Source organism: Arthrobacter burdickii, assembly GCF_030433645.1.
In the GTDB taxonomy this organism is placed as follows: domain Bacteria; phylum Actinomycetota; class Actinomycetes; order Actinomycetales; family Micrococcaceae; genus Arthrobacter_D; species Arthrobacter_D burdickii.
Genome location: NZ_JAROCG010000001.1, coordinates 1,150,889 through 1,170,475, shown reverse-complemented (window position 1 = coordinate 1,170,475; position 19,587 = coordinate 1,150,889). Strand labels below are relative to the sequence as shown.

Here is a 19,587-nt window from a genome sequence, read left to right as displayed (position 1 = left end):
TCACCACAAAAGCCTGCCCTACAGGCCGTTTACCGCGTCAAACGCTGATTTCCGCGCAGTTTCGTTTTGACCGGGCGCTTCGTGCTGCCATAGCGTTTTCTTGAAATCAAGAGCTCCAGCCCTCGGCCCTGGCCGGCTGGACAGCAACCCTCTCCCGTAGTGGGGTGCTCCAGGTGAAGATTCGGCCGCCGGGACCAGTCCCCCGGTTGGCAAGTACGGCGTCGTGCGGACCACCCAGAGATAACCGGGACAGCAGCCGCCACAACGCGCACGGCCAGAACAGCGAGCGTGTCACCAGCAGCCAGCAGCCTCCCCGGCAGCCATCCGTTCCTCCCCGAGATCCACCTCATCCAGTCGGCCCGCACCCCGGGCCAGCATCGAAGAAGGACCCCATGAACATCTCCCGCAAAGTCCTCGCGGCACTCGCCGTCCCGCTCCTCGCGCTGACCGTCTCCTGCGGCAGCAACAGCAGTAGCAGCAGCGAGCCGACCGCGACCACCGACGCCCTCGCCGGCAGCGACCAGCAGTCGCTCGACCAGTACACGACCGACGACACCACGCCGGTCGACGAGATCGACACCTCGAAGCTCGGCCTCATCACGGAGGGGACCCTGCGCGTGGGCACCCTCTCCGACGCCCCGCCAAACATCTTCATCGAGAACGGCGTCTTCACCGGCTACGACAACGAGCTGCTCCGCGCCATCGGCGACAAGCTCGGCCTCGAGGTCGAGTTCGCGTCCACGGACTTCTCCGCACTGCTCGCCCAGGTCCAGAACAAGCAGTTCGACGTCGGATCCTCCTCGATCTCCACGACGGCCGCCCGCCGCGAGAACGTCGGCTTCACCAACGGCTACGACTTCGGGTACATGGCCGTCGTCACGAAGAACGGCTCCTCGGTCACGGGCTTCGACTCCCTGTCGGAGAGCACCCGCATCGGCGTCGTGCAGGGCACCGTCCAGGACGACTACGTGACCAACACCCTTGGCCTCGAGCCCGTGCGCTTCGCGGACTACAACACGGTCTACGCGAACGTGAAGAACGGTCAGGTCGACGCATGGGTCGCCCCGTCCCAGCAGGCCACGGGCCAGGTGAAGGAGGGCGATGACACCACCATCGCCGAGACCATCATCAACACCGAGAACTTCACGGCCTACGCGGTCAACAGCGAGAACCAGCCCCTGATCGACGCGCTCAACTCCGGGCTCGACGCCGTGATCGAGGACGGCACGTGGACCGAGCTCACCAAGGAGTGGTACCCGGACCGCGAGATGCCCTCCGACTGGAAGCCCGGCAGCAAAGCCGTGGAAGTAAAGTAGCGGTCCCTGCATGAATGCCCTTGACCAGCTCTCGCAGACCTTCTTCGACTGGGAGGCAATGGCTGCGGTCCTGCCCGAACTCCTGGCGGTCGGACTGCGGAACACCCTGATCCTCGCCCTGTCCTCCGGCATCATCGGGACGGTCCTCGGCATGGTCCTCGCGATCCTGGGGATCTCCCGCAATCGGCTGCTCCGCTGGGTGGCGCGCATCTACACAGACATCTTCCGTGGAGTGCCTGCCGTGGTGATCATCCTGCTCATCGGCATCGGCCTCAGCCCGATCTACCGCCAGGTCACCGGCAGCACCAGTCCCTTCCCGATGGGCATCCTCGCCCTGTCACTGATGGCCGCCGCGTACATCGGTGAGATCTTCCGCTCCGGCATCCAGAGCGTGGAGAAGGGGCAGCTGGAGGCCTCCCGCGCGCTGGGCTTCAGCTACCGCTCCTCCATGCAGCTCGTCGTGGTTCCCCAGGGCGTGCGGCGCGTGCTGCCCGCCCTGGTGAACCAGTTCATCGCGCTGATCAAGGAGTCCTCGCTGATCTACTTCCTCGGGCTGCTCGCCAGCGAGCGTGAACTGTTCCGGATCGGCAACGACTCCGCGAGCACCACGGGCAACCTGTCGCCGCTGATCGCGGCGGCAGCACTGTACCTGTGCCTGACCATCCCGCTGACGCACCTGGTCAACTACATCGACAACCGGCTGCGGGTCGGCAAGCGGGAGAAGCCCGAGCCCGATGAACTGGCCGCGAAGATCGGCGAAGGAGCGAAGGCATGAAGACTCTCGAATCGGGGACCCTGACCGGCAGGGACCTCCACCTCTCCTTCGGCTCCAACCACGTGCTGCGCGGCATCGACCTGCACGTGGAGCGGGGCACGACGGCGTCGGTCATCGGCCCCTCCGGGTCCGGCAAGTCCACGCTCCTGCGCGTGCTGAACCGCCTGATCGAACCGGACAAGGGCGACATCCTGCTCGACGGCCGGTCCGTCCTGATGGACAACCCGGACGAGCTGCGCCGCCGCATCGGCATGGTGTTCCAGCAGTTCAACCTCTTCCCCCACAAGACCGTGGTGGACAACGTCTCCCTCGCACTGCGCAAGCTCCGGAAGATGTCCGCGGACGAGGCCCGGCAGAAGGCCCTCGCGCAGCTGGACCTGGTGGGCCTCAAGCACAAGGCCGACGTACGGCCCGGGAACCTCTCCGGCGGCCAGCAGCAGCGGGTGGCCATCGCCCGGGCGCTCGCCATGGACCCCGAGGTGATGTTCTTCGACGAGGCGACCTCCGCACTGGACCCGGAGCTCGTGAAGGGCGTCCTCGCACTCATGGCGGACCTCGCTACGGCGGGCATGACCATGGTCGTCGTCACCCACGAGATGGGCTTCTCGCGCAACGTCTCGGACACCGTGACGTTCATGGACGGCGGCGTCGTCGTCGAATCCGGTCCCCCGGCCGCGGTCTTCGACAACCCGCAGACGCCGCGGCTGAAGTCGTTCCTCTCGGACGTGCTGTAGCGGACGTGCTGTAGCGGTCCTGCCGCATCATCCGCTCAACCACAGGGGCTCCGCACACGCGGAGCCCCTGTGGCATTTCTCCCGCCGTTCGGTCGAGGGCGGCGCTCCGCGCGCAGTGTCCTGCCACGACGGCGGTCGTCCGGGTCAGGACAGGATGAAGTTCCAGGTCCCGGCCAGGACGGCCGCCGTCACTGCACCTCCGGCGATCAGGAGACCGACGACGGCGACAGCGGCGTCGAGCGGCGCCAGGGTGCTCTCGCGCGCCCACGTGCGCGGTCCTCCGCCGAAGCCGCGGGCCTCCATCGCCGTCGCCAGCCGGGTGGCCCGCCGGATGGCCTGCACGATCAGCCCGAAGGACTGCCCCAGCAGGTTGCGGGTCCGCGCGATGATCGAGCCGTCCGAGCCGATGCCCCGGGCGTGCCGGGCCAGCCCGAGGGCCTCCCACTCCTCCACCAGGAGGCCGACCAGGCGCAGCGACGCCAGCGCCCCCAGGACGAAGCGGTGCGGCAGGTGCAGCTTCTGCGCGAGCGCGTCGGCGAGGTCCGTGGGGTCCGTGGTGAGCAGGAGGAAGATGCCCGGGAGCGCGAGCGCCAGTCCCCTCAGCCCGACGGCGATGCCGGCCGCCACCGACCCCTCCGTGAAGAGGAGCGGCCCGACGTCGAGCAGGACGCGCCCCGTCTTCTCTGCCAGCAGGGCGGTTCCGTAGGCGCCGATCGCCGCGGCGATCAGCAGCGGCCAGATCCGCCGTGCCAGTCCCACCGCGCTGATGCCCAGGAGGGGCATCAGCGCGAGTTCGCAGGCGAGGACCACCGCGGCGCTCACCCAGTCGATGCTCGCCATCAGGGCGAGCGTGACGACGGTGGCGGCGAACAGCTTGGACACGGGATTGGCGCGCAGCAGCGTCTTCCCGGTCAGCACCGGGGTCAGGTAGTCGGTGCTCATCGGGTCACCAGCCGTCCCTCTCCGCCGGAGATGTGCAGGGTGGCGCCGCCCAGTGCCGCGATGAAGTCGGCATCGTGCGTGACGGAGAGGACGGAGACGCCCTCGTGGATCAGTTCGCGCAGCAGGGTGACGAGTTCGGCCCATGTCCCGGCGTCCTGCCCGAACGTCGGCTCGTCGAGGATGAGGATGCGCGGGGCGGTCGCGAGCATGGTCGCAACGGACAGGCGCCGCTTCTCCCCGCCGGACAGTGTGAAGGGATTGGCCTTCAGCAGGTGGGTGAGGCGGAGGCGCTCGGCGACGTCCGTGCGCTGCATGTCCTGGACCCCGCTCACACGCCGCGGCCCGAACTCCAGTTCGTCGGCGACGGTCCCGGTGAGGAACTGGTGCTCGGGCTCCTGGAAGACCGTCCCGATGCGCTGGACCAGTTCCGACGATCGCCAGCGGAACGGGTCGCCGCCGGCGGTCCCGGCCAGGGCCGCCGACGCCTCGAGCCGTCCCGCGCGCGGGCGGAGCAGGGCACCGAGCGTCAGGGCGGCGGTCGACTTCCCGGCCCCGTTCGGACCGGTGATGCTCAGCGCCCCGGCTGCGCGCACCTCGGTGTCGAGGTCCTCGACGACGGCCGGTCCCCGCCTCGTGCGGGCGACCGTCAGTCCGGAGGCCGACAGCAGGGCCTCGCCTCCGCCGGCGGGGGGCGGTCCGCCCACGACCGGCTGCCACCCCGGGACCCAGACACCTGCGGCGGCCAGTCGGTCACGGGTCGAGCCCTCGGCGAGCACGCTCGCCGGCGGCCCGTCGGCCAGCACCCCTCCAGCGGCGTCGAGCACGACCACGCGGTCGACGACGTCGGCCCACACCGCCACGCGGTGCTCGACGACGACGAGCGTGGCCCCGGTGCGCTCGAGGACGCGGACGACGGCGTCGCGGACCTCGAGGACTCCGTCGGGATCGAGGTTCGCGGTGGGCTCGTCGAGCAGGAGCAGGCCGGGTTCCATCGCGAGGACGGACGCGAGCGCGAGCCGCTGCTTCTGGCCCCCGGAGAGCGCCGTCGTGGGGTGATCGAGGGGGAGGTCGAGGCCGACGTCGTCGAGCGCCCGACCCACGCGCAGCCAGATCTCCTCGCGCGGCACCGACAGGTTCTCGGCCCCGAAGGCCACCTCGTCACCCACACGGGCGAGGACCACCTGCGTCTCGGGGTCCTGGAGGACGAGCCCGGCTCGTCCCCGGGCAGCGGCCGGCTGCGCGCCGTCGAGCAGGAGCTCACCCTCCTGCTCGCCCTCGTCGTCGGTGCCGAGCAGCCCGGCCAGGCCGGAGAGCACCGTGGACTTGCCCGCGCCGGAGGCCCCGAGGAGCAGGACCCGCTCCCCCGGAGAGATGTCGAGATCGAGCCGGCGTGCGGCGAAGGACTTCCGGCCGGCGTGGCGCCAGCCCCATCCCCGGGCGCGAACGTGGACGGCTCCCGTGGACGGGGACTGCGCTGGTGTCACTCGTCCGCCGTGCGGCCCGCAGCGAACGAGGACAGCACGCCCGTCCTGGCGAGGCCCCGCATGGCGAGCCAGGACAGCAGCCCGGCGATGACGATGCCGGAGATGGATGCGAACACCGTGTACAGGAGCTTGAACTCGAACGTCCACAGCGCGTTGTAGAGGATGTTCTCACTGATCGCGAGCGCGAGGCCGGCACCGAGACCGGCGAACAGCGCCACGGGCAGGTTCCACTTCCGGTACAGGAAGAGCAGGAAGACGAGCTCGGCACCGAGCCCCTGGATGGCTCCGGAGAGCAGCACGCTCAGGCCGAACTGCGTTCCGATGAGGGCCGATACCGCGGCGGCGAGGACCTCGCAGTAGAGTGCTGCTCCCGGCTTGCGGATGATGAGCCCGCCGAGGACCCCCGCGATGAGCCAGCCGCCGGAGTACAGCCCGGCCAGGGGCGGGAAGCCCGCCGTGAGCAGGCTGATGCCCGAGTACCCCGCGGACCATGCGAAGAACAGGACGCCGACGGCGACCGCGATGACCGAGGCCACCACGATGTCGACGACGCGCCATTGGCGGGTGCGGGGAGAGGTGCCCTTGAGGGCGGTTGATGATGCCATGGTGTTTCCTCCTGAGGTACAGGAGGGGAGGGTGGCGGGGCTGCCGGAGCAGTTTCCGTGCACTCTGAGAACTCGACTCCCTTCGCCGGTACTAGCCGGATCAGGTTCGAGGGTCTGCGGCGGTCCGCACTCTCAGCGCCCGTTCCCGCAGCATGCTGCGGATCGGCGCTCCCCTGTCGTTTGTTGGTTGAGCGTTACCGATCCTACACCGCAGGGGAAGCCCGGCAGGTGGTTGCGCGCCCGCCCGCCTCATGCAGGGTCCGGGTCCGTGCGTGCATCTTCCTGTGCCGGGGGCCGCCCGCCGCGGCTAGGCTAGGCGGAGGACTACCGGACCAGAAGGAGAGACATGAACGTACTGTTCAAGCTGCTCGGCGCGGGCATGAGCGTCGGCGCCGGCTTCGTGGGGACCAAGCTCGTCGACTTCCTGTGGGAGAAGATCACGGGTGAAGCACCACCGAAGAGCAAGGACGGGCTGGAGAACACCCTGCGCTCGGCCCTGGTGTTCGCGATCGTCTCGGGTGTGGTGAGCACCACCATCCAGGTTCTCACCAACCGTTCCACGCAGAAGGCGATCGACCGGTTCGCGAAGACCCGCGACCTGACCTGAGCGGATTTCACGCAGGAAGTTCCACGCAGTAGCGAGGGGCACTCTTCGGGGTGCCCCTCGCCGTGTCCCTGGGCAGTGCAGCTAGCCGCCCGGCCTGTTTCCTGCTCGATGTCCTGCTCCTGCTCCTGCTCCTGCCGAACGGCCTGCAGGATGCGGTGCAGGTTCATGCCGATCGCGGCCGCGGCGCCGAAGGGGACGTCCTTCGACGAGGACTCGTACGCAGCAATTTCGAGTGCCTTCAGGCTCCGCTCGGCCACCCGCAGCGTCCCGGCGTCGTCCTCCTCCACCGTCCACAGGTCCAGGACGTCGCCGACGGCGGTGAAGGCCTGCTGCAGGGGCTGCCGGACCGCGGCGGGCAGGGGCTGCTCGCGGGACGTTCCATGGAGCGCGTCCTGCAGCATGTTGGTGATGTTCAGCGTGTGGGTCGCGACGGCTTCGAGGACCTCGACGTGCCGGTGGTCGCGGTCCGCGTCGTGCGGATGGAAGCGCCGCCGGACGTTGCCCTTCCTGCTCTCGTCCGCGTACTGCAGGGCCTCCCGGGCATTCCGTACCGTGGCGGTGAGGTCGTCCCGCCGCTGGGGCCAGCGCGGATCATCCGCCGCCCAGTCCTCCTCGAGCGCCACGCCCATCTCCTGGAGCTGGCGGGACGCCGTCCTGCGGAGCCGGCTCACCTGCCCCACGGCGTCGTCCAGGTTCAGCGGCGGCAGGATCAGCGCGCTGACGGCAAGACCCACGCCCACGCCCACGACGGTCTGGACGAAGTACCCCATTGAGTACCCCAGGTCGTCGTTGCCGATAACCAGGACGAACAGCCCGGCGGACGCGATCCCGGAGCCGCCGCCCGCCGTCCTCCGCAGGGCGCCTGCGAGGAGTACGCCCACGCCGACGACGAAGGCGATCGTCAGCCAGTTCGGGTCCCCCGCCCACACGGCGATGTGGGCCAGGATGATCCCGATGGTGAGACCGGCCACCGTCTGCAGCCCCGACCTGAGCGTTCCCGCGACGGTCGGATACAGCGCGAGCAGTGCACCCAGCGGGGCGTAGTACGGATACCGGGAAGCCTCCCCCGGGATGGCGAGCGCGAAGGTCCAGGCGAGCGCGGCCGCGAGGGCTGCCTTGCCCGCGAAAAGGAGGTGGGGATGGACCACCGCGGCGCGGAGCCGCTCCTTCAGGTCGTCGTCGACGCGGGCGGCGAGGACGCCGCGGCCGGGAGGAGTCCTGTTCTTGGCCATCGGTGCAGTATGGCATCCGTACCTGGGCACACCGTCGACGTCCCGCCGCTCCGCACTCCGGGAGGACGCCGAAGGACCGCCCCGGGGGACGGTCCTTCGGTGTTTTGGCGCGGGTCTTCCGGAACAATGTTCCGGAGCAGCGTTCCGGGCCGGCGTTCCGGGATCTAGCGGCCTGCGCGGGCCGCCTGCTCGGTCTGCACGGTGGCCTTGTGCTCCTCGATGCGGGCCTGCTGCAGCGGCGTCTTCCGGTTGGCGTACCAGGCCGCTCCGAGCAGGAGGAACCACACCGGCGTGACGAAGAGCGCCAGCCGGGTGTCCTCGGCCTGCCCGAGCGCGACGAGCATGAACAGGAAGAAGGCCAGGACCACGTACGGCATGAACGCGGATCCGGGCATCTTGAACGCCGATGCCTCGTGCAGCTCCGGACGGCGGCGGCGGAACGCCAGGTAGCTGATGAGGATCATGGACCAGACGAACATGGTCAGGACCGAGGCCACCGAGGTGACAACCGTGAAAGCGCCGATCACGGAGTCGCCCGAGTAGAGCAGGATCAGCCCGGCGAGCAGGAAGATGCAGGAGAACAGCAGTGCGTTCTGCGGCACCTGGCGGCGGCTGAGCGTGCCGAAGGACTTCGGGGCGTTGCCGTCCTGTGCCAGTCCGAACACCATGCGCGACGTCGAGTAGATGCCGGAGTTCGCGCTCGAGGCGGCGGAGGTCAGCACCACCAGGTTGACGACGACGGCAGCGATACCGAGCCCGGCAAGGGTGAACATGCCGATGAAGGGGCTGTTCGCGGGATCGATGGTCCGCCAGGGGTTGACCGCCATGATGACGGTGAGCGCTCCGACGTAGAAGAGCAGCACACGGATGGGGATGGAGTTCACGGCGCGGGGAAGCGTCTTCTCGGGGTCCTTCGTCTCGGCGGCGGCGGTGCCGACCAGCTCGATGCCGGCGAACGCGAAGATCGCGATCTGGAAGCCGAGGATGAAGCCGAACAGCCCGTGCGGGAACATGCCGCCGTCGTTCCAGATGTTGGCGAGGTTCGCGACCTGCCCTGCGGGAGAGGTGAAGTGCGTGGCGATCATGACGATGCCGGTGGCGATCAGGGCCAGGATGGCCACGACCTTGATGATGGCGAACCAGAACTCGGCCTCGCCGAAGGCCTTCACCGTGGGCAGGTTCAGGAGCAGGAGCACCACCGGGGTGGCCAGCGCCGGGATCCACAGCGGGGTCCCGGGCGCGAGGATGTCCACGTAACCGGAGATCGCGACGATGTCGGCGACGCCCGTCACGACCCAGAAGAACCAGTAGGACCACCCGGTGAAGAACCCGGCCCAGGGGCCGAGCAGGTCTCCCGCGAAGTCGCTGAAGGACTTGTACTCGAGGTTGGACAGCAGGATCTCCCCCATGGCCCGCATGACGAAGAAGAGCATGAACCCGATGATCATGTAGACGAAGATCACGGAGGGACCGGCAAGCGAGATGGTCTTGCCCGAGCCCATGAAGAGGCCGGTGCCGATGGCACCGCCGATGGCGAGCAACTGGATGTGGCGGTTGCTCAGCGCCCGGGTCAGGTGGGGCGAGGAGCTGGAATGGCCGGTGGCGCGGGTCGAGGCCGGCGCCGAGAGAACGGGATCAGACATGGGGGAGGTGTTCCTTCCGCAGCCGCGGGGCAGGAAGGCAGCGGCGGTTGCGTGGGTAAAGACGGATATGACAGACATAAAACCCTGAACCGTAGGGGACTGAGAGTCAAATCACAGCCCCCTCGGCCGCCGACCGCGCGGGCGGGAGACCTTCTCCTGCCTCTCCGACGGGGCCATACTGGCCGCATGACTATCCTCGGCACCCGCCAGATCCTCGACGCCGATCTGCGCGACTGGCGGAAGCTGGCCCGGGCGCTCCACGCCCGCTTCCTGACCGGGAACTTCTCCACCGGCCTCGCCCTCGTCGCGGCCATCGGCGAGCTCGCCGAGGAGATGGACCACCACCCCGACGTCGTGCTGACCTACCCGCACGTCGACGTGAAGCTCCTCAGCCATGATGCGTCCGGCATCACGGAGCGCGACGTCCGGCTGGCCAGGGCGATCAGCGAACTCGCCTCCGCGCACGGCATCGCCGCCGACCCCGCGGCTCCCGCCGTCGTCGAGCTCGCCCTCGACACCGCCGACCCGACCGCGATCGGCCCGTTCTGGGCGGCGCTGCTGACAGGCGATTCCGGCGCGGTGGACGGCGACGACGTCGTCGACCCCTCCGGACGCGTTCCGCTCCTATGGTTCCAGCACACCGACGCGCACGAGACGCCGAGGCAGCGATTCCACATCGACCTCTGGGTGCCGCACGACGCGGCGGACGCCCGCATCGCGGCGGCGGTCGCCGCCGGAGGCACCGTGGTCGATGCCACCCGGGCGCCGTCCTTCACCGTGCTGGCCGACGCCGAGGGCAACCGGGCCTGCATCTGCACGACCCTGGACCGCTGATCAACGGCACCGGCGAGGAGGCCCGCCATGGAGCACGAGGACGCGATGGAGCACGGCGAACGGCACGACCCGGGGCGCGTCGACGTCCTGGTGGTGGGAGCCGGCCCCACCGGCCTGATGCTGGCGAACTGGCTGGTGAAGCTGGGCGTCCGGGTCCTGCTGATCGACGGCAAGGACGGCCCGACGGTGGAGTCCCGCGCCCTGGGCGTGCACTCGCGGTCCATGGAGATCTACGACCAGCTCGGCGTCGTGGACCGGGTGCTGGCCGAGGCCGTGCACGCCGAGTCCGTGCGGCCGGGTTTCGGGCGCACGGCCTTCCCTGCGGTCCCGCTGGGCGGCCTTGGCAGGGGACTCTCCCCCTATCCGGGGATGCACATGCTGGAGCAGAGCGCCAACGAGCGGCTCCTTGTCGACAACCTGCAGGTCCTCGGCGGATCCGTCCGCTGGGGGCACCGGCTGCGGTCGCTGGACCAGGTGGACGGCGGCGTCGTGGCCGTCGTCGAGGGGCCCATGGGCACGGCAACCGTGTCCGCGCGGTTCGCCGTCGGCTGCGACGGGGCGTCCTCGCGCGTCCGCACCCTGTCCGGCATCGCGTTCCAGGGGACCACCAGCCGGCAGACCTTCTACCTGATCGATGCGGTGGGAGTGAGCGGGCTTCCTCCCGCGTCCGTCAACATCCGCCAGGAGGCGACCGAGTTCCTCCTCGCCTTCCCCATGCGACCGGACGCCACGGGCAGGAACGGCCAGCGGCTCATCGGCACCGCGGGCGACGACGACATCCCGTCCGTCACCGAGGACTTCGCGCGACGCCGGATGGCCGAGTCGTTCGGCGTGACCTACGAGGACTACCGCTGGTTCTCCACCTACCGCATCCACCACCGGATCGCCGCGCATTTCTGCACGGGTTCCGTGTTCCTCGCCGGGGATGCGGCCCACGTCCACTCCCCGGTCGGCGCGCAGGGCATGAACACGGGGCTGCAGGACGCCCACAACCTCGCCTTCAAGCTCGCCGATGTCATCGCCGGGCGCGCGCCCGAGACGCTCCTCAGCCGTTACGAGGCGGAACGCCGGCCCGTGGCGGTGCGCCTGCTCACCACGACGGATCTGGTGTTCCGCGGGCTGACGTCCTCCTCGAAGGTCGTGATGGCCGTGCGCCGGTACGTGCCCCGGGTCGTGCTGCCGGTCGCCGTCACCCTGGTGCCCCGCCTGCCGCTCGGGCGGCGCCTCGCGGGTTACCTCGGCCAGATCCGCATCCACTACTGGATGGACGGGAGCACCGTGCGCCGACGCCGGGACGCCGTCGTCGGGAGGCGGCTGCAGTGGACCGGGGAGAACTTCGACGTGCTGCGCTCTGCAACCTGGCAGCTGCACCTGTATGCAGCGGACGAGGCAGGGATCCGGCACGCGGAAGCCACGGCGCAGGAGTTCGGACTCCCCCTCCACCGCTTCACGACCACCGGATCGACCCCCCTCCGCCCGGGCATCCTGTACCTCGTGCGGCCGGACGGGTTCGTGGCTGCCGCCTCGCGCCCGGAGGATGCCGTCCAGGCCCTGCACGCTGCCGGTGGGTACCAGCCCACGTCGAGCCCGGCCGGCGGCCGGCGCTCGTCCGGCTGAACGCTGCGCGTCGCTGCCCTGGGTGCCCGGGGAGGCCCGACCGGTACGACCACGGAGAGTCGGTGGAGCCGGAAGCGTCGTCTACGCCAACAAATGGCAATCCCTTGTCGCGCGAACGGTCCCTGGCCACGATGAAGCCATGTCCTCCCCGATTGCAGCCGAACCAGACCGATCCCTTCCCGTCCGAGGTCCCGCCTCCGCCAGCAGGAATGCTTACGGCGCCCAGGGGCAGCAGTTCGACGTCGATCTTCGGGCCGCGCCGTTCGATCTGGACGACGACGCCGTGGCCTGGGTGGAATCGACGATCACGGGCATGAGCCTCGAGGAGAAGATCGGCCAGCTGTTCGTCAACCACAACAACGATTACTCACCGGAGTACCTCGACGGTGTGCTGGAGAATTTCCACGTGGGCGGCATCCGGTATCGCCCCGGACCCTCAGCTGCAGTGCAGGAGCATATCCGCTACGCACAGTCCAAAAGCCGCATCCCGCTGCTGGTGGCGTCCAACCCGGAGATGGGGGGAGCCGGGAGCTGCGACGACGGAACGTTCGTGTCCACGCACCTGCAGGCCGGGTCCCATCCGGACAAGTCCATCGCCCGGCGGATGGGACAGGTAGCCGGGGTCGAAACCGCGGCACTGGGCTGCAACTGGGCGTTTGCGCCCATCGTGGACATCCACTACAACTGGCGGAACACCGTCATCTCCACCCGGGCCTTCGGCAATACACCGGAGGTCGTGGTGGAGCGTGCCAAGGAGTACTTCGACGGCATCAGCGAATCACCCACCGCCTGCGCCATGAAGCACTTCCCAGGGGACGGCGTGGACGAACGTGACCAGCATGTGGTCACCTCCTACAACACCCTCGGCTTCGAGGAGTGGAACCGGACCTACGGGCACGTGTACCGGGAGATGATCGGACACGGCGTGCAGTCCATCATGGCCGGGCACATCGGCGCGCCGGAACTGTCCCGGCACTTCCGGCCCGACACGGCGGATGCGGACATCCTGCCCGCTACACTGTCACCCGAACTGCTCCAGGACCTGCTGCGCGGCGAGCTCGGCTTCAACGGGCTGATCGTGACCGACGCCTCGCAGATGGTCGGGCTCACCCAGGCCAGGAAGCGCAGGGACCTGGTTCCTGAGACCATCGCGGCGGGCTGCGACATGTTCCTGTTCTTCCGCAACCCGGCCGAGGATTTCCGCTACATGCTGGACGGCTACAGGACGGGTGTTCTCACCGAGCAGCGCCTGCACGATGCATTGCGCCGGATCCTGGGACTGAAGGCAAGCCTCGGGCTGCACCGCACCCCTGCGGACCAGCTGGTTCCGCCCGTGGAGGCACTCGGGGTCATCGGCAGCGAGGCCCACCGGGCCGTGGCGGCGGACATCGCGGACAAGACCGTGACCCTGGTCAAGGACACCGCCTGCAATCTCCCCATCTCGCCGGCGACGCACAGACGGATCCGGCTGTACGGGATCTCGGGCGGGGCCGACTTCACCCGCGCCGATCCCCTGGCGTATCTGGACACCGTCAAGGAGGAACTGGAAGCCGCCGGGTTCGAGGTGCACCTCTTCCGGACGGCCGGCCAGCGTCAAGCCGCGGGGGAAACCGGCATGAACTTCATGAGGATCATGGCGGAGGAAGCCACCGACGACTACGCGGACAAGTACGACGCGGCGTTCGTTTTCGCCAATGTGAAAGGCTTCGCCCAGGAAGCCGCCATCAGGATCAAATGGTCGACCCCTCTGGCTGCGGAGATTCCCTGGTACGCCACCGAGGTTCCCACCGTGTTCGTGTCACTCAACCAGCCGAACCACCTGATCGACGTGCCCATGGTCAGAACCGCCATCCACGCCCATGCCGCATCCCGGGAAGCCATCCGTGCCACCATCGCCAAGATCCAGGGCACGTCCGCATTCCAGGGGACCTTCAACGAGAACGTCTTCTGCGACTCCTTCGACACCCGGCTCTGATCGCGCAGGGCCCAGAACCTGCCGCCCTGCCAGCAGGTTCAGAAACCTGTACGCAGAGGCATTGCCCCGAAAGGCAGATCCTATAGAATGTAGGAAAACGACCAGGAGGAATCGCAATGACGCGACTGTTCAATGAGCCCGGGGACTTCGTCGACGAGATGATCAGCGGCTTCGCGGCTGCGGCATCGCGCTGGGTCCAGCAGATCCCGGGCGGCGTCGTCCGTGCCGGCCGCTCGGCAGCACCGACGGTCTCCCTGGTCATCGGGGGCGGCAGCGGACACTACCCGGCCTTCGGCGGCCTCGTGGGGCCAGGCCTGGCGCATGGTGCCGTGATGGGCAACCTCTTCGCATCGCCGTCGGCACACCAGGTCCGCACGGTCGCCCGGACCGCCGACCAGGGCCGGGGCGTCCTCCTGAGCTACGGGAACTACGCGGGTGACGTCCTGCACTTCGACGAGGCGCAGGCCGAGCTGCGCGAGGCCGGGATGGACGTCCGCACAGTGACCGTGACGGACGACATCTTCAGCGCCCCCAAGGGCGAGGAGCACAAGCGCCGCGGCATCGCGGGGGACCTCACGGTGTTCAAGGTCGCCGGCGCAGCATGCGAGGAGGGCTACGACCTCGACGGGGTCGAGCGCGTCGCCAGCCGCGCGAACGATCGGACGCGCTCCCTCGGAGTCGCCTTCGGCGGCTGCACCCTTCCCGGCGCCGACGCGCCCCTCTTCGAGGTTCCTGAAGGCCGCATGGCCGTGGGACTGGGCATCCACGGCGAGCCCGGCATCGACGAGATGGACATCCCCACGGCAGCGGGCCTCGCCGAACTGTTCGTCAGCCGCCTCCTCGAGGAGGTCCCGGACGGCGTCGCCCTCGAGGGCGCGCGGGTCGTGCCCCTGCTGAACGGCCTGGGCAGTGTGAAGTACGAAGAACTCTTCGTCGTCTACCGCACCGTCCACCAGCTGCTCGGCGAACGCGGCATCAGCATCGTCGACCCGGAGGTCGGCGAACTGTGCACCAGCTTCGACATGGCCGGGTGCTCCCTCACGCTCCTGTGGCTCGACGACGAGCTCGAACGCCTCTGGACGGCGCCGGCGGACACCCCCGGCTTCCGCCGCGGCCAGGTCGCCGAGCAGCAGCGTTTCGACGCGGAGGTCAAGGACGACGCCGAGGAGACGGTCGGCAGGTCATCCGCCGAATCCCGTGCCTGCGCCGCCACCGTCGCCACGGCCCTCGAAGCCGTCGCACGCATCGTGGACGAGCACGCCGATGAACTCGGCAGGCTGGACCAGGTGGCAGGCGACGGCGACCACGGCATCGGGATGCAGCGCGGCGCCCACGCCGCCCGGGACGCGGCGCGCGCCGCCGTCGGGCAGGGCGCCGGCGCCGAGACGGCACTGCGGCACGCGGCCAACGCGTGGAGCGACCGTGCCGGCGGCACTTCGGGCGCCATCTGGGCGACCATCCTCAAGGCCCTTGGATCGGTGATCGGCGACGAGGCACGGCCCGGCGCGGAGGACCTCGCGCGCGGAGTGTCTGCCGCCAGTGACGCCGTCATGGCTTTCGGGAAAGCGAAGGTCGGCGACAAGACCATGATCGACGCGATCGTGCCGTTCTCCGACGAACTGTCGGCGAGGATCGGCGACGGGCAGGGGCTCGCCGAGGCGTGGTCGGGAGCCGCGTCCGCAGCCACGGCCGCGGCGGACGCCACGGCAGCGATGAAGGCCACCCTGGGGCGCGCGCGGGCCCATGGGGACAAATCCGTCGGCACGCCCGACCCCGGCGCGGTGTCCTTCGCGCTCATCTGCACCACCGTCGCCGACGTCATCAGTAGCGCAGCGGGCACCGGCCCGCAGGATCACTAGGAGAGAACATGGCCCTCAGACTCATCATCGGCTGCGACGACGCGGGATACCAGTACAAGGAGATCCTGAAGAAGGATCTCGAACAGAACGACCTCGTCGAGTCGGTGGTCGACGTCGGCGTGGGACCGGACGGCCATACGCCCTACCCCGCGGTCGCCATCGAGGCCGCCGAACGGATTGCCAGGGGCGAGGCGGATCGGGCACTGCTCATCTGCGGCACCGGGATCGGTGTCGCCATCGCCGCGAACAAGGTGCAGGGCATCCGTGCCGCCACGGCCCACGACTCCTTCTCCGTGGAGCGGTCCGTCCTGTCCAACGACTGCCAGGTGCTCTGCATGGGCCAGCGCGTCGTCGGCATCGAACTCGCCCGCCGGCTCGTGCGGGAGTGGCTGACCTACACGTTCGACACCTCGAGCGCGTCGAAGGCCAAGGTGGACGACATCCTCGCCTACGAGGGCGTGTAGCGACCCATGCCCAGGTTCACCATCGGCTCCAGCCTGAAGATGTACTTCGGCCACCGGCGCCAGGTCGAGTGGACCCGCCGCGTGGCGGAGATCGCCTCCGCCCACCCGGCGGTACGGGACGGAGTGGTGGAGCCCTTCGTCATCCCGACCTTCCCGTCCATCCCCGCCGTCCTGGACCTGGCTGCTCCCGCGGGCCTGCTCGTGGGAGCGCAGGACGTCCACTGGGAGGACGCCGGAGCCTTCACCGGCGAGGTCTCGGCGGCGGAGCTGGCGGAGCTGGGCGTGGGGCTCGTGGAGATCGGCCATGCGGAGCGCAGGGCGATGTTCGGTGAGACGGACTCCTCCGCCGCCCGGAAGGTCCATGCGAGCCTCCGTCACGGGCTGGTGCCGGTGCTCTGCATAGGCGAGGAGGAACGGGGCGAGCACGCGTCGGCGGTCGAGGCGTGCCTGCGCCAGCTCGAGGCGTGCCTCGCTGTCGCCCGCCATGAAGGGACCGGTGGGACGATCATCGTGGCCTACGAGCCGGTCTGGGCGATCGGGCAGCCGGAACCCGCACCCGATGTCCACATCCGCGCCGTCACCCGCGCCCTCCGCGCCCACCTGTCCGGAGACGGGCTACTGCACCATGCCCGGGTAATCTACGGAGGGAGTGCAGGCCCGGGCCTGCTGACGCGCATCGCTCCGGATGTCGACGGCATGTTCCTCGGCCGCTTCGCACACGACCCGGCTGCGTTCGGGGCCATTCTGGATGAGGCGTGGAAAATTGGGGTTGGCGATGACAGCAGGGCTCTCTGACCGTTCCGTTCCGGACATCGACCGGCGCGGGCTGCGGGACCGGGTGTACGACCGGATCCTCGACATCCTCCTCTCGAGCGAGATGGAACCGGGAGCGAGGCTCTCGATCGACACGCTGGCGAAGCAGCTCAAGGTCTCCCCGACCCCCATCCGCGAGGCCATGGTCCAGCTCGAACGCACGGGCCTGGTGACCCGAGAGGCCCTGAAGGGCTACCGCGTCGCTCCTCCCCTCGGAGCCGAGCAGCTCGACGAACTGTTCGAGGCCCGCATCATGCTCGAGGTCGAGGCGGCACGACTCGCGGCCCCCCGAGCGGCATCCTTCCTGCCTGCCCTGCAGCGGGCCCACGAACACCATCACCTGATGGGTGAACGGGTCACCGCAGCGATGCGGAACGGCGACGTACCCATCCGCACCATCCACGACTACTTCGACGCGGACAATGCCTTCCACCTGGTGATTTTGGACGCCGCCCGCAACCGGTACGTGCAGGACATGTATGCCAACCTCGGCGCCCTGACGCACCGGATGCGCCAGGCCGTCATCCGGGGGACGAGTGACGTCTCCGAGGCGGCCACCGAGCACGCCGCCATCCTGGAGGCCTTCGCCAGCGGGGACCTCTCCTCGCCCGTCGCGGCCCTGCGGGCCCACATCGAGGGCGTGCGTGCGCGCTCCCTGGACGACTCTCCCGGCGCCTGAGGAGCAACCTCAAAAACAGCTCGGCGAGGTCTTGCAGAGCCAGATCGGTCCGTCTATATTTCCTATAGGATCTTTTCCTTCTCCCCTTCCCGATTGCAATGGAGCAACGACATGCCTTCGCAGCCCGCGTTCACTGCCCAGGACTGGCCGATCGCCACGTGCCTGCACGGCATCCCCACGGTGAGCAAGGAGGGTGTAGCCCTCCACGACGCCGCCCCCGAGGCGTGGGACGACATGTTCACCCAGGTGGAACAGGTCGGATTCTCGCTCGCCGAACTGGCCGACAGCCACGTCCGTCCGGCCGACCTCGAGCCGTCCCGTCGCGACGAGTTCCTGTCCATCGCAGCCTCGCACGGCGTGCGGATCCCGTCGGTCCACCTGCAGCGGCAGAGCGTCATCATGCCGGGCCACGAGGAACGCAACCTCGCCTACGCCCACCGCACGATCGACGCGGCAGCCGAATGGGGCATGGAGGTGTTCTCCACCGGACTCCACCAGCCCTTCAGCGAGGCACAGCGCCGCGCCCTCTGGTTCTGGACGGCGGAGGGACCCAAGGACCCCGACGACCCGGAGGTCTGGCAGGCCGCGGTCACGCGCCTGCGGGAACTCGGCCGGCATGCCGCCGACGTCGGCCTGAAGATGTCGCTGGAACTGTATGAGGACACCTACCTCGGCACGGCGGACAGCGCCGTCCGCCTCGTGGAGGAGATCGGCCTCGACAATGTCGGGATCAACCCCGACGTCGCCAACCTCATCCGCCTGCACCGCCCGGTCGAGGACTGGCGTGAACTCCACGCGAAGCTCCTCCCCTACGCCAACTACTGGCACGTCAAGAACTACACGCGCGACGAGGCCGCCGACGGCTCGTGGGCGACGAGCGTTCCCAGCTCGATGGAGGCCGGGCTGATCAACTACCGCCAGGTGATCCGCGACGCCATCGAGCTCGGGTTCGACGGCATCTTCCTGTGCGAGCACTACGGCGGGGACAGCCTCGGGAACTGCGGCACCAACCAGACCTACATCCGCTCACTCCTGCCAGGGAAGAAGGACGCATGACACCGAAGAGAATCGCAGTCGTCGGATCGGGCTACATGGGCGGCGGCATCGCCCAGGTCCTCGCCCTGGCCGGCCACACCGTCCGGATCGCGGACGTGAGCGCCGAGATAGCGTCGTCGAACCTCGCGCGGCTGCTCTCCGAGGCGGACCAGTTCGCCGCCGACGGCCTGTTCCCCGCGGATGCGCGCCAGCGCATCGAGGCGAACGTCTCCGCCGCCGACTCCATCGAGGACGCCGTGTCCGACGCGGAGTTCATCGAGGAGGCGGTGCCGGAACGGATCGAGATCAAGCACGAGACGCTGCGGCGGATCTCGGCGGCAGCCCGTCCGGACGCCATCATCGGCTCGAACACCTCCACCATCCTGATCGCCAGCCTCGCGGAGGCCGTGGAGCATCCGGAGCGGTTCCTCGGCGTCCACTTCTCGAACCCCGCCCCCTTCATCCCCGGCGTCGAGCTCATCCCGCACCCGGGAACCGAGGACGGCATCATCCCGGTGGTCGAGGAGATCGTCGCCTCCACCGGCAAGGAGACGGCGCGCGTGAAGGATGCCACCGGCTTCGTGCTGAACCGGCTCCAGTACGCCCTGTTCCACGAGGCGACCCAGATCGTCGAGGAGGGCATCGCGACCGCGGACGACGTCGACACGATCGTCCGCACGACCTTCGGCTTCCGCCTTCCCGTCTTCGGTCCGTTCGCCATCGCGGACATGGCCGGACTGGACGTCTACGCGTTCTGCTACGCGTCCCTGCAGACCCGCTGGCCCGAGCGTTTCGCAACCCCCGATTCGCTGAAGCAACTCGTGGACGCCGGACACTTCGGGACCAAGACTGGATCCGGCTACCTCGACGTCCCGGCGGAACGCACCGCCGAGCTGATCGCCTACCGCAACAAGGCCTACGTGGCCATCAAGAAACTCATGGACGAACTCGGTCCTGCACCCATCCACTGATC

Annotated in this window: 17 protein-coding genes, 1 pseudogene and 2 riboswitches; of the genes and pseudogenes, 13 read left to right on the top strand and 5 right to left on the bottom strand. The window is 69.0% G+C overall.

Annotated features, from left to right (window positions below):
- The first annotated feature begins 104 nt into the window (after positions 1-104).
- Positions 105-222, top strand: a riboswitch (SAM riboswitch).
- A 170-nt stretch (positions 223-392) separates the two neighbouring features.
- The 3 genes from P5G52_RS05490 to P5G52_RS05480 are packed head-to-tail and all read left to right on the top strand — an operon-like array spanning position 393 to position 2,825.
- Positions 393-1,316, top strand: a complete 924-nt coding sequence (locus P5G52_RS05490; RefSeq protein WP_301225384.1) for an ABC transporter substrate-binding protein — start codon at positions 393-395, stop codon at positions 1,314-1,316.
- 10 nt (positions 1,317-1,326) lie between these two features.
- Entirely contained in the window at positions 1,327-2,091 is a 765-nt protein-coding gene (locus P5G52_RS05485) for an amino acid ABC transporter permease (RefSeq protein WP_301225382.1), read from the top strand.
- Entirely contained in the window at positions 2,088-2,825 is a 738-nt protein-coding gene (locus P5G52_RS05480; protein ID WP_301225380.1) for an amino acid ABC transporter ATP-binding protein, read from the top strand. The genes P5G52_RS05485 and P5G52_RS05480 overlap by 4 nt, the downstream gene beginning before the upstream one ends.
- 144 nt (positions 2,826-2,969) lie before the next feature.
- On the opposite strand, the gene P5G52_RS05475 is transcribed toward P5G52_RS05480, so the two are convergent.
- From P5G52_RS05475 to P5G52_RS05465, 3 genes are read right to left on the bottom strand one after another with little or no spacing between them, the layout of a single operon-like run.
- Positions 2,970-3,767, bottom strand: coding sequence for an energy-coupling factor transporter transmembrane component T family protein (locus P5G52_RS05475; protein WP_301225378.1), 798 nt, complete (start codon positions 3,765-3,767; stop codon positions 2,970-2,972).
- The gene (locus P5G52_RS05470) at positions 3,764-5,251 is read right to left on the bottom strand and encodes an ABC transporter ATP-binding protein (protein WP_301225377.1); all 1,488 of its coding nucleotides are present in this window, start codon (positions 5,249-5,251) and stop codon (positions 3,764-3,766) included. The genes P5G52_RS05475 and P5G52_RS05470 overlap by 4 nt, the downstream gene beginning before the upstream one ends.
- On the bottom strand, positions 5,248-5,856 hold the full coding sequence (locus P5G52_RS05465) for an ECF transporter S component (protein WP_301225376.1): 609 nt from the start codon (positions 5,854-5,856) through the stop codon (positions 5,248-5,250). The genes P5G52_RS05470 and P5G52_RS05465 overlap by 4 nt, the downstream gene beginning before the upstream one ends.
- A 60-nt stretch (positions 5,857-5,916) precedes the next feature.
- Positions 5,917-6,041, bottom strand: a riboswitch (TPP riboswitch).
- A 161-nt stretch (positions 6,042-6,202) separates the two neighbouring features.
- On the opposite strand from P5G52_RS05465, the gene P5G52_RS05460 reads away from it, so the two are divergent.
- Positions 6,203-6,463: a DUF4235 domain-containing protein gene (locus P5G52_RS05460; protein WP_087074208.1), complete on the top strand. Its 261-nt coding sequence runs from the start codon at positions 6,203-6,205 to the stop codon at positions 6,461-6,463.
- A gap of 731 nt (positions 6,464-7,194) precedes the next feature.
- Here P5G52_RS05460 and P5G52_RS18280 read toward each other — a convergent pair.
- Positions 7,195-7,695, bottom strand: a pseudogene (locus P5G52_RS18280) (FUSC family protein); the annotation flags it as partial.
- Between the two features lie 164 nt (positions 7,696-7,859).
- On the bottom strand, positions 7,860-9,338 hold the full coding sequence (gene cycA / locus P5G52_RS05450; protein ID WP_301225371.1) for a D-serine/D-alanine/glycine transporter: 1,479 nt from the start codon (positions 9,336-9,338) through the stop codon (positions 7,860-7,862).
- A gap of 186 nt (positions 9,339-9,524) precedes the next feature.
- Between cycA and P5G52_RS05445 the strand changes: the two genes are divergently transcribed.
- The 9 genes from P5G52_RS05445 to P5G52_RS05405 all read left to right on the top strand — a co-directional run bounded on the left by P5G52_RS05445 (position 9,525) and on the right by P5G52_RS05405 (position 19,585).
- Complete coding sequence (locus tag P5G52_RS05445; protein ID WP_301225370.1) at positions 9,525-10,172, top strand: 4a-hydroxytetrahydrobiopterin dehydratase; 648 nt, start codon at positions 9,525-9,527, stop codon at positions 10,170-10,172.
- A gap of 27 nt (positions 10,173-10,199) precedes the next feature.
- Positions 10,200-11,789, top strand: a complete 1,590-nt coding sequence (locus P5G52_RS05440; protein WP_301225369.1) for an FAD-dependent monooxygenase — start codon at positions 10,200-10,202, stop codon at positions 11,787-11,789.
- Between the two features lie 139 nt (positions 11,790-11,928).
- Positions 11,929-13,764 (top strand): glycoside hydrolase family 3 protein, encoded by a 1,836-nt coding sequence (locus P5G52_RS05435; RefSeq protein ID WP_301225367.1) that lies wholly within the window; start codon positions 11,929-11,931, stop codon positions 13,762-13,764.
- A gap of 116 nt (positions 13,765-13,880) precedes the next feature.
- Positions 13,881-15,623 (top strand): dihydroxyacetone kinase family protein, encoded by a 1,743-nt coding sequence (locus tag P5G52_RS05430; RefSeq protein ID WP_301225365.1) that lies wholly within the window; start codon positions 13,881-13,883, stop codon positions 15,621-15,623.
- An 8-nt stretch (positions 15,624-15,631) separates the two neighbouring features.
- Entirely contained in the window at positions 15,632-16,087 is a 456-nt protein-coding gene (locus P5G52_RS05425; protein ID WP_301225364.1) for a ribose-5-phosphate isomerase, read from the top strand.
- Positions 16,088-16,093: 6 nt separating this feature from the next.
- Positions 16,094-16,882, top strand: coding sequence for a triose-phosphate isomerase family protein (locus tag P5G52_RS05420; RefSeq protein WP_301225362.1), 789 nt, complete (start codon positions 16,094-16,096; stop codon positions 16,880-16,882).
- Positions 16,863-17,579 (top strand): GntR family transcriptional regulator, encoded by a 717-nt coding sequence (locus P5G52_RS05415; protein WP_301225360.1) that lies wholly within the window; start codon positions 16,863-16,865, stop codon positions 17,577-17,579. Before P5G52_RS05420 ends, P5G52_RS05415 begins: the two co-directional genes overlap by 20 nt.
- Before the next feature lie 111 nt (positions 17,580-17,690).
- Positions 17,691-18,635: a sugar phosphate isomerase/epimerase family protein gene (locus tag P5G52_RS05410; protein WP_301225358.1), complete on the top strand. Its 945-nt coding sequence runs from the start codon at positions 17,691-17,693 to the stop codon at positions 18,633-18,635.
- Positions 18,632-19,585 (top strand): 3-hydroxyacyl-CoA dehydrogenase family protein, encoded by a 954-nt coding sequence (locus P5G52_RS05405; RefSeq protein WP_301225356.1) that lies wholly within the window; start codon positions 18,632-18,634, stop codon positions 19,583-19,585. Before P5G52_RS05410 ends, P5G52_RS05405 begins: the two co-directional genes overlap by 4 nt.
- The last annotated feature ends 2 nt before the right edge of the window (positions 19,586-19,587 follow it).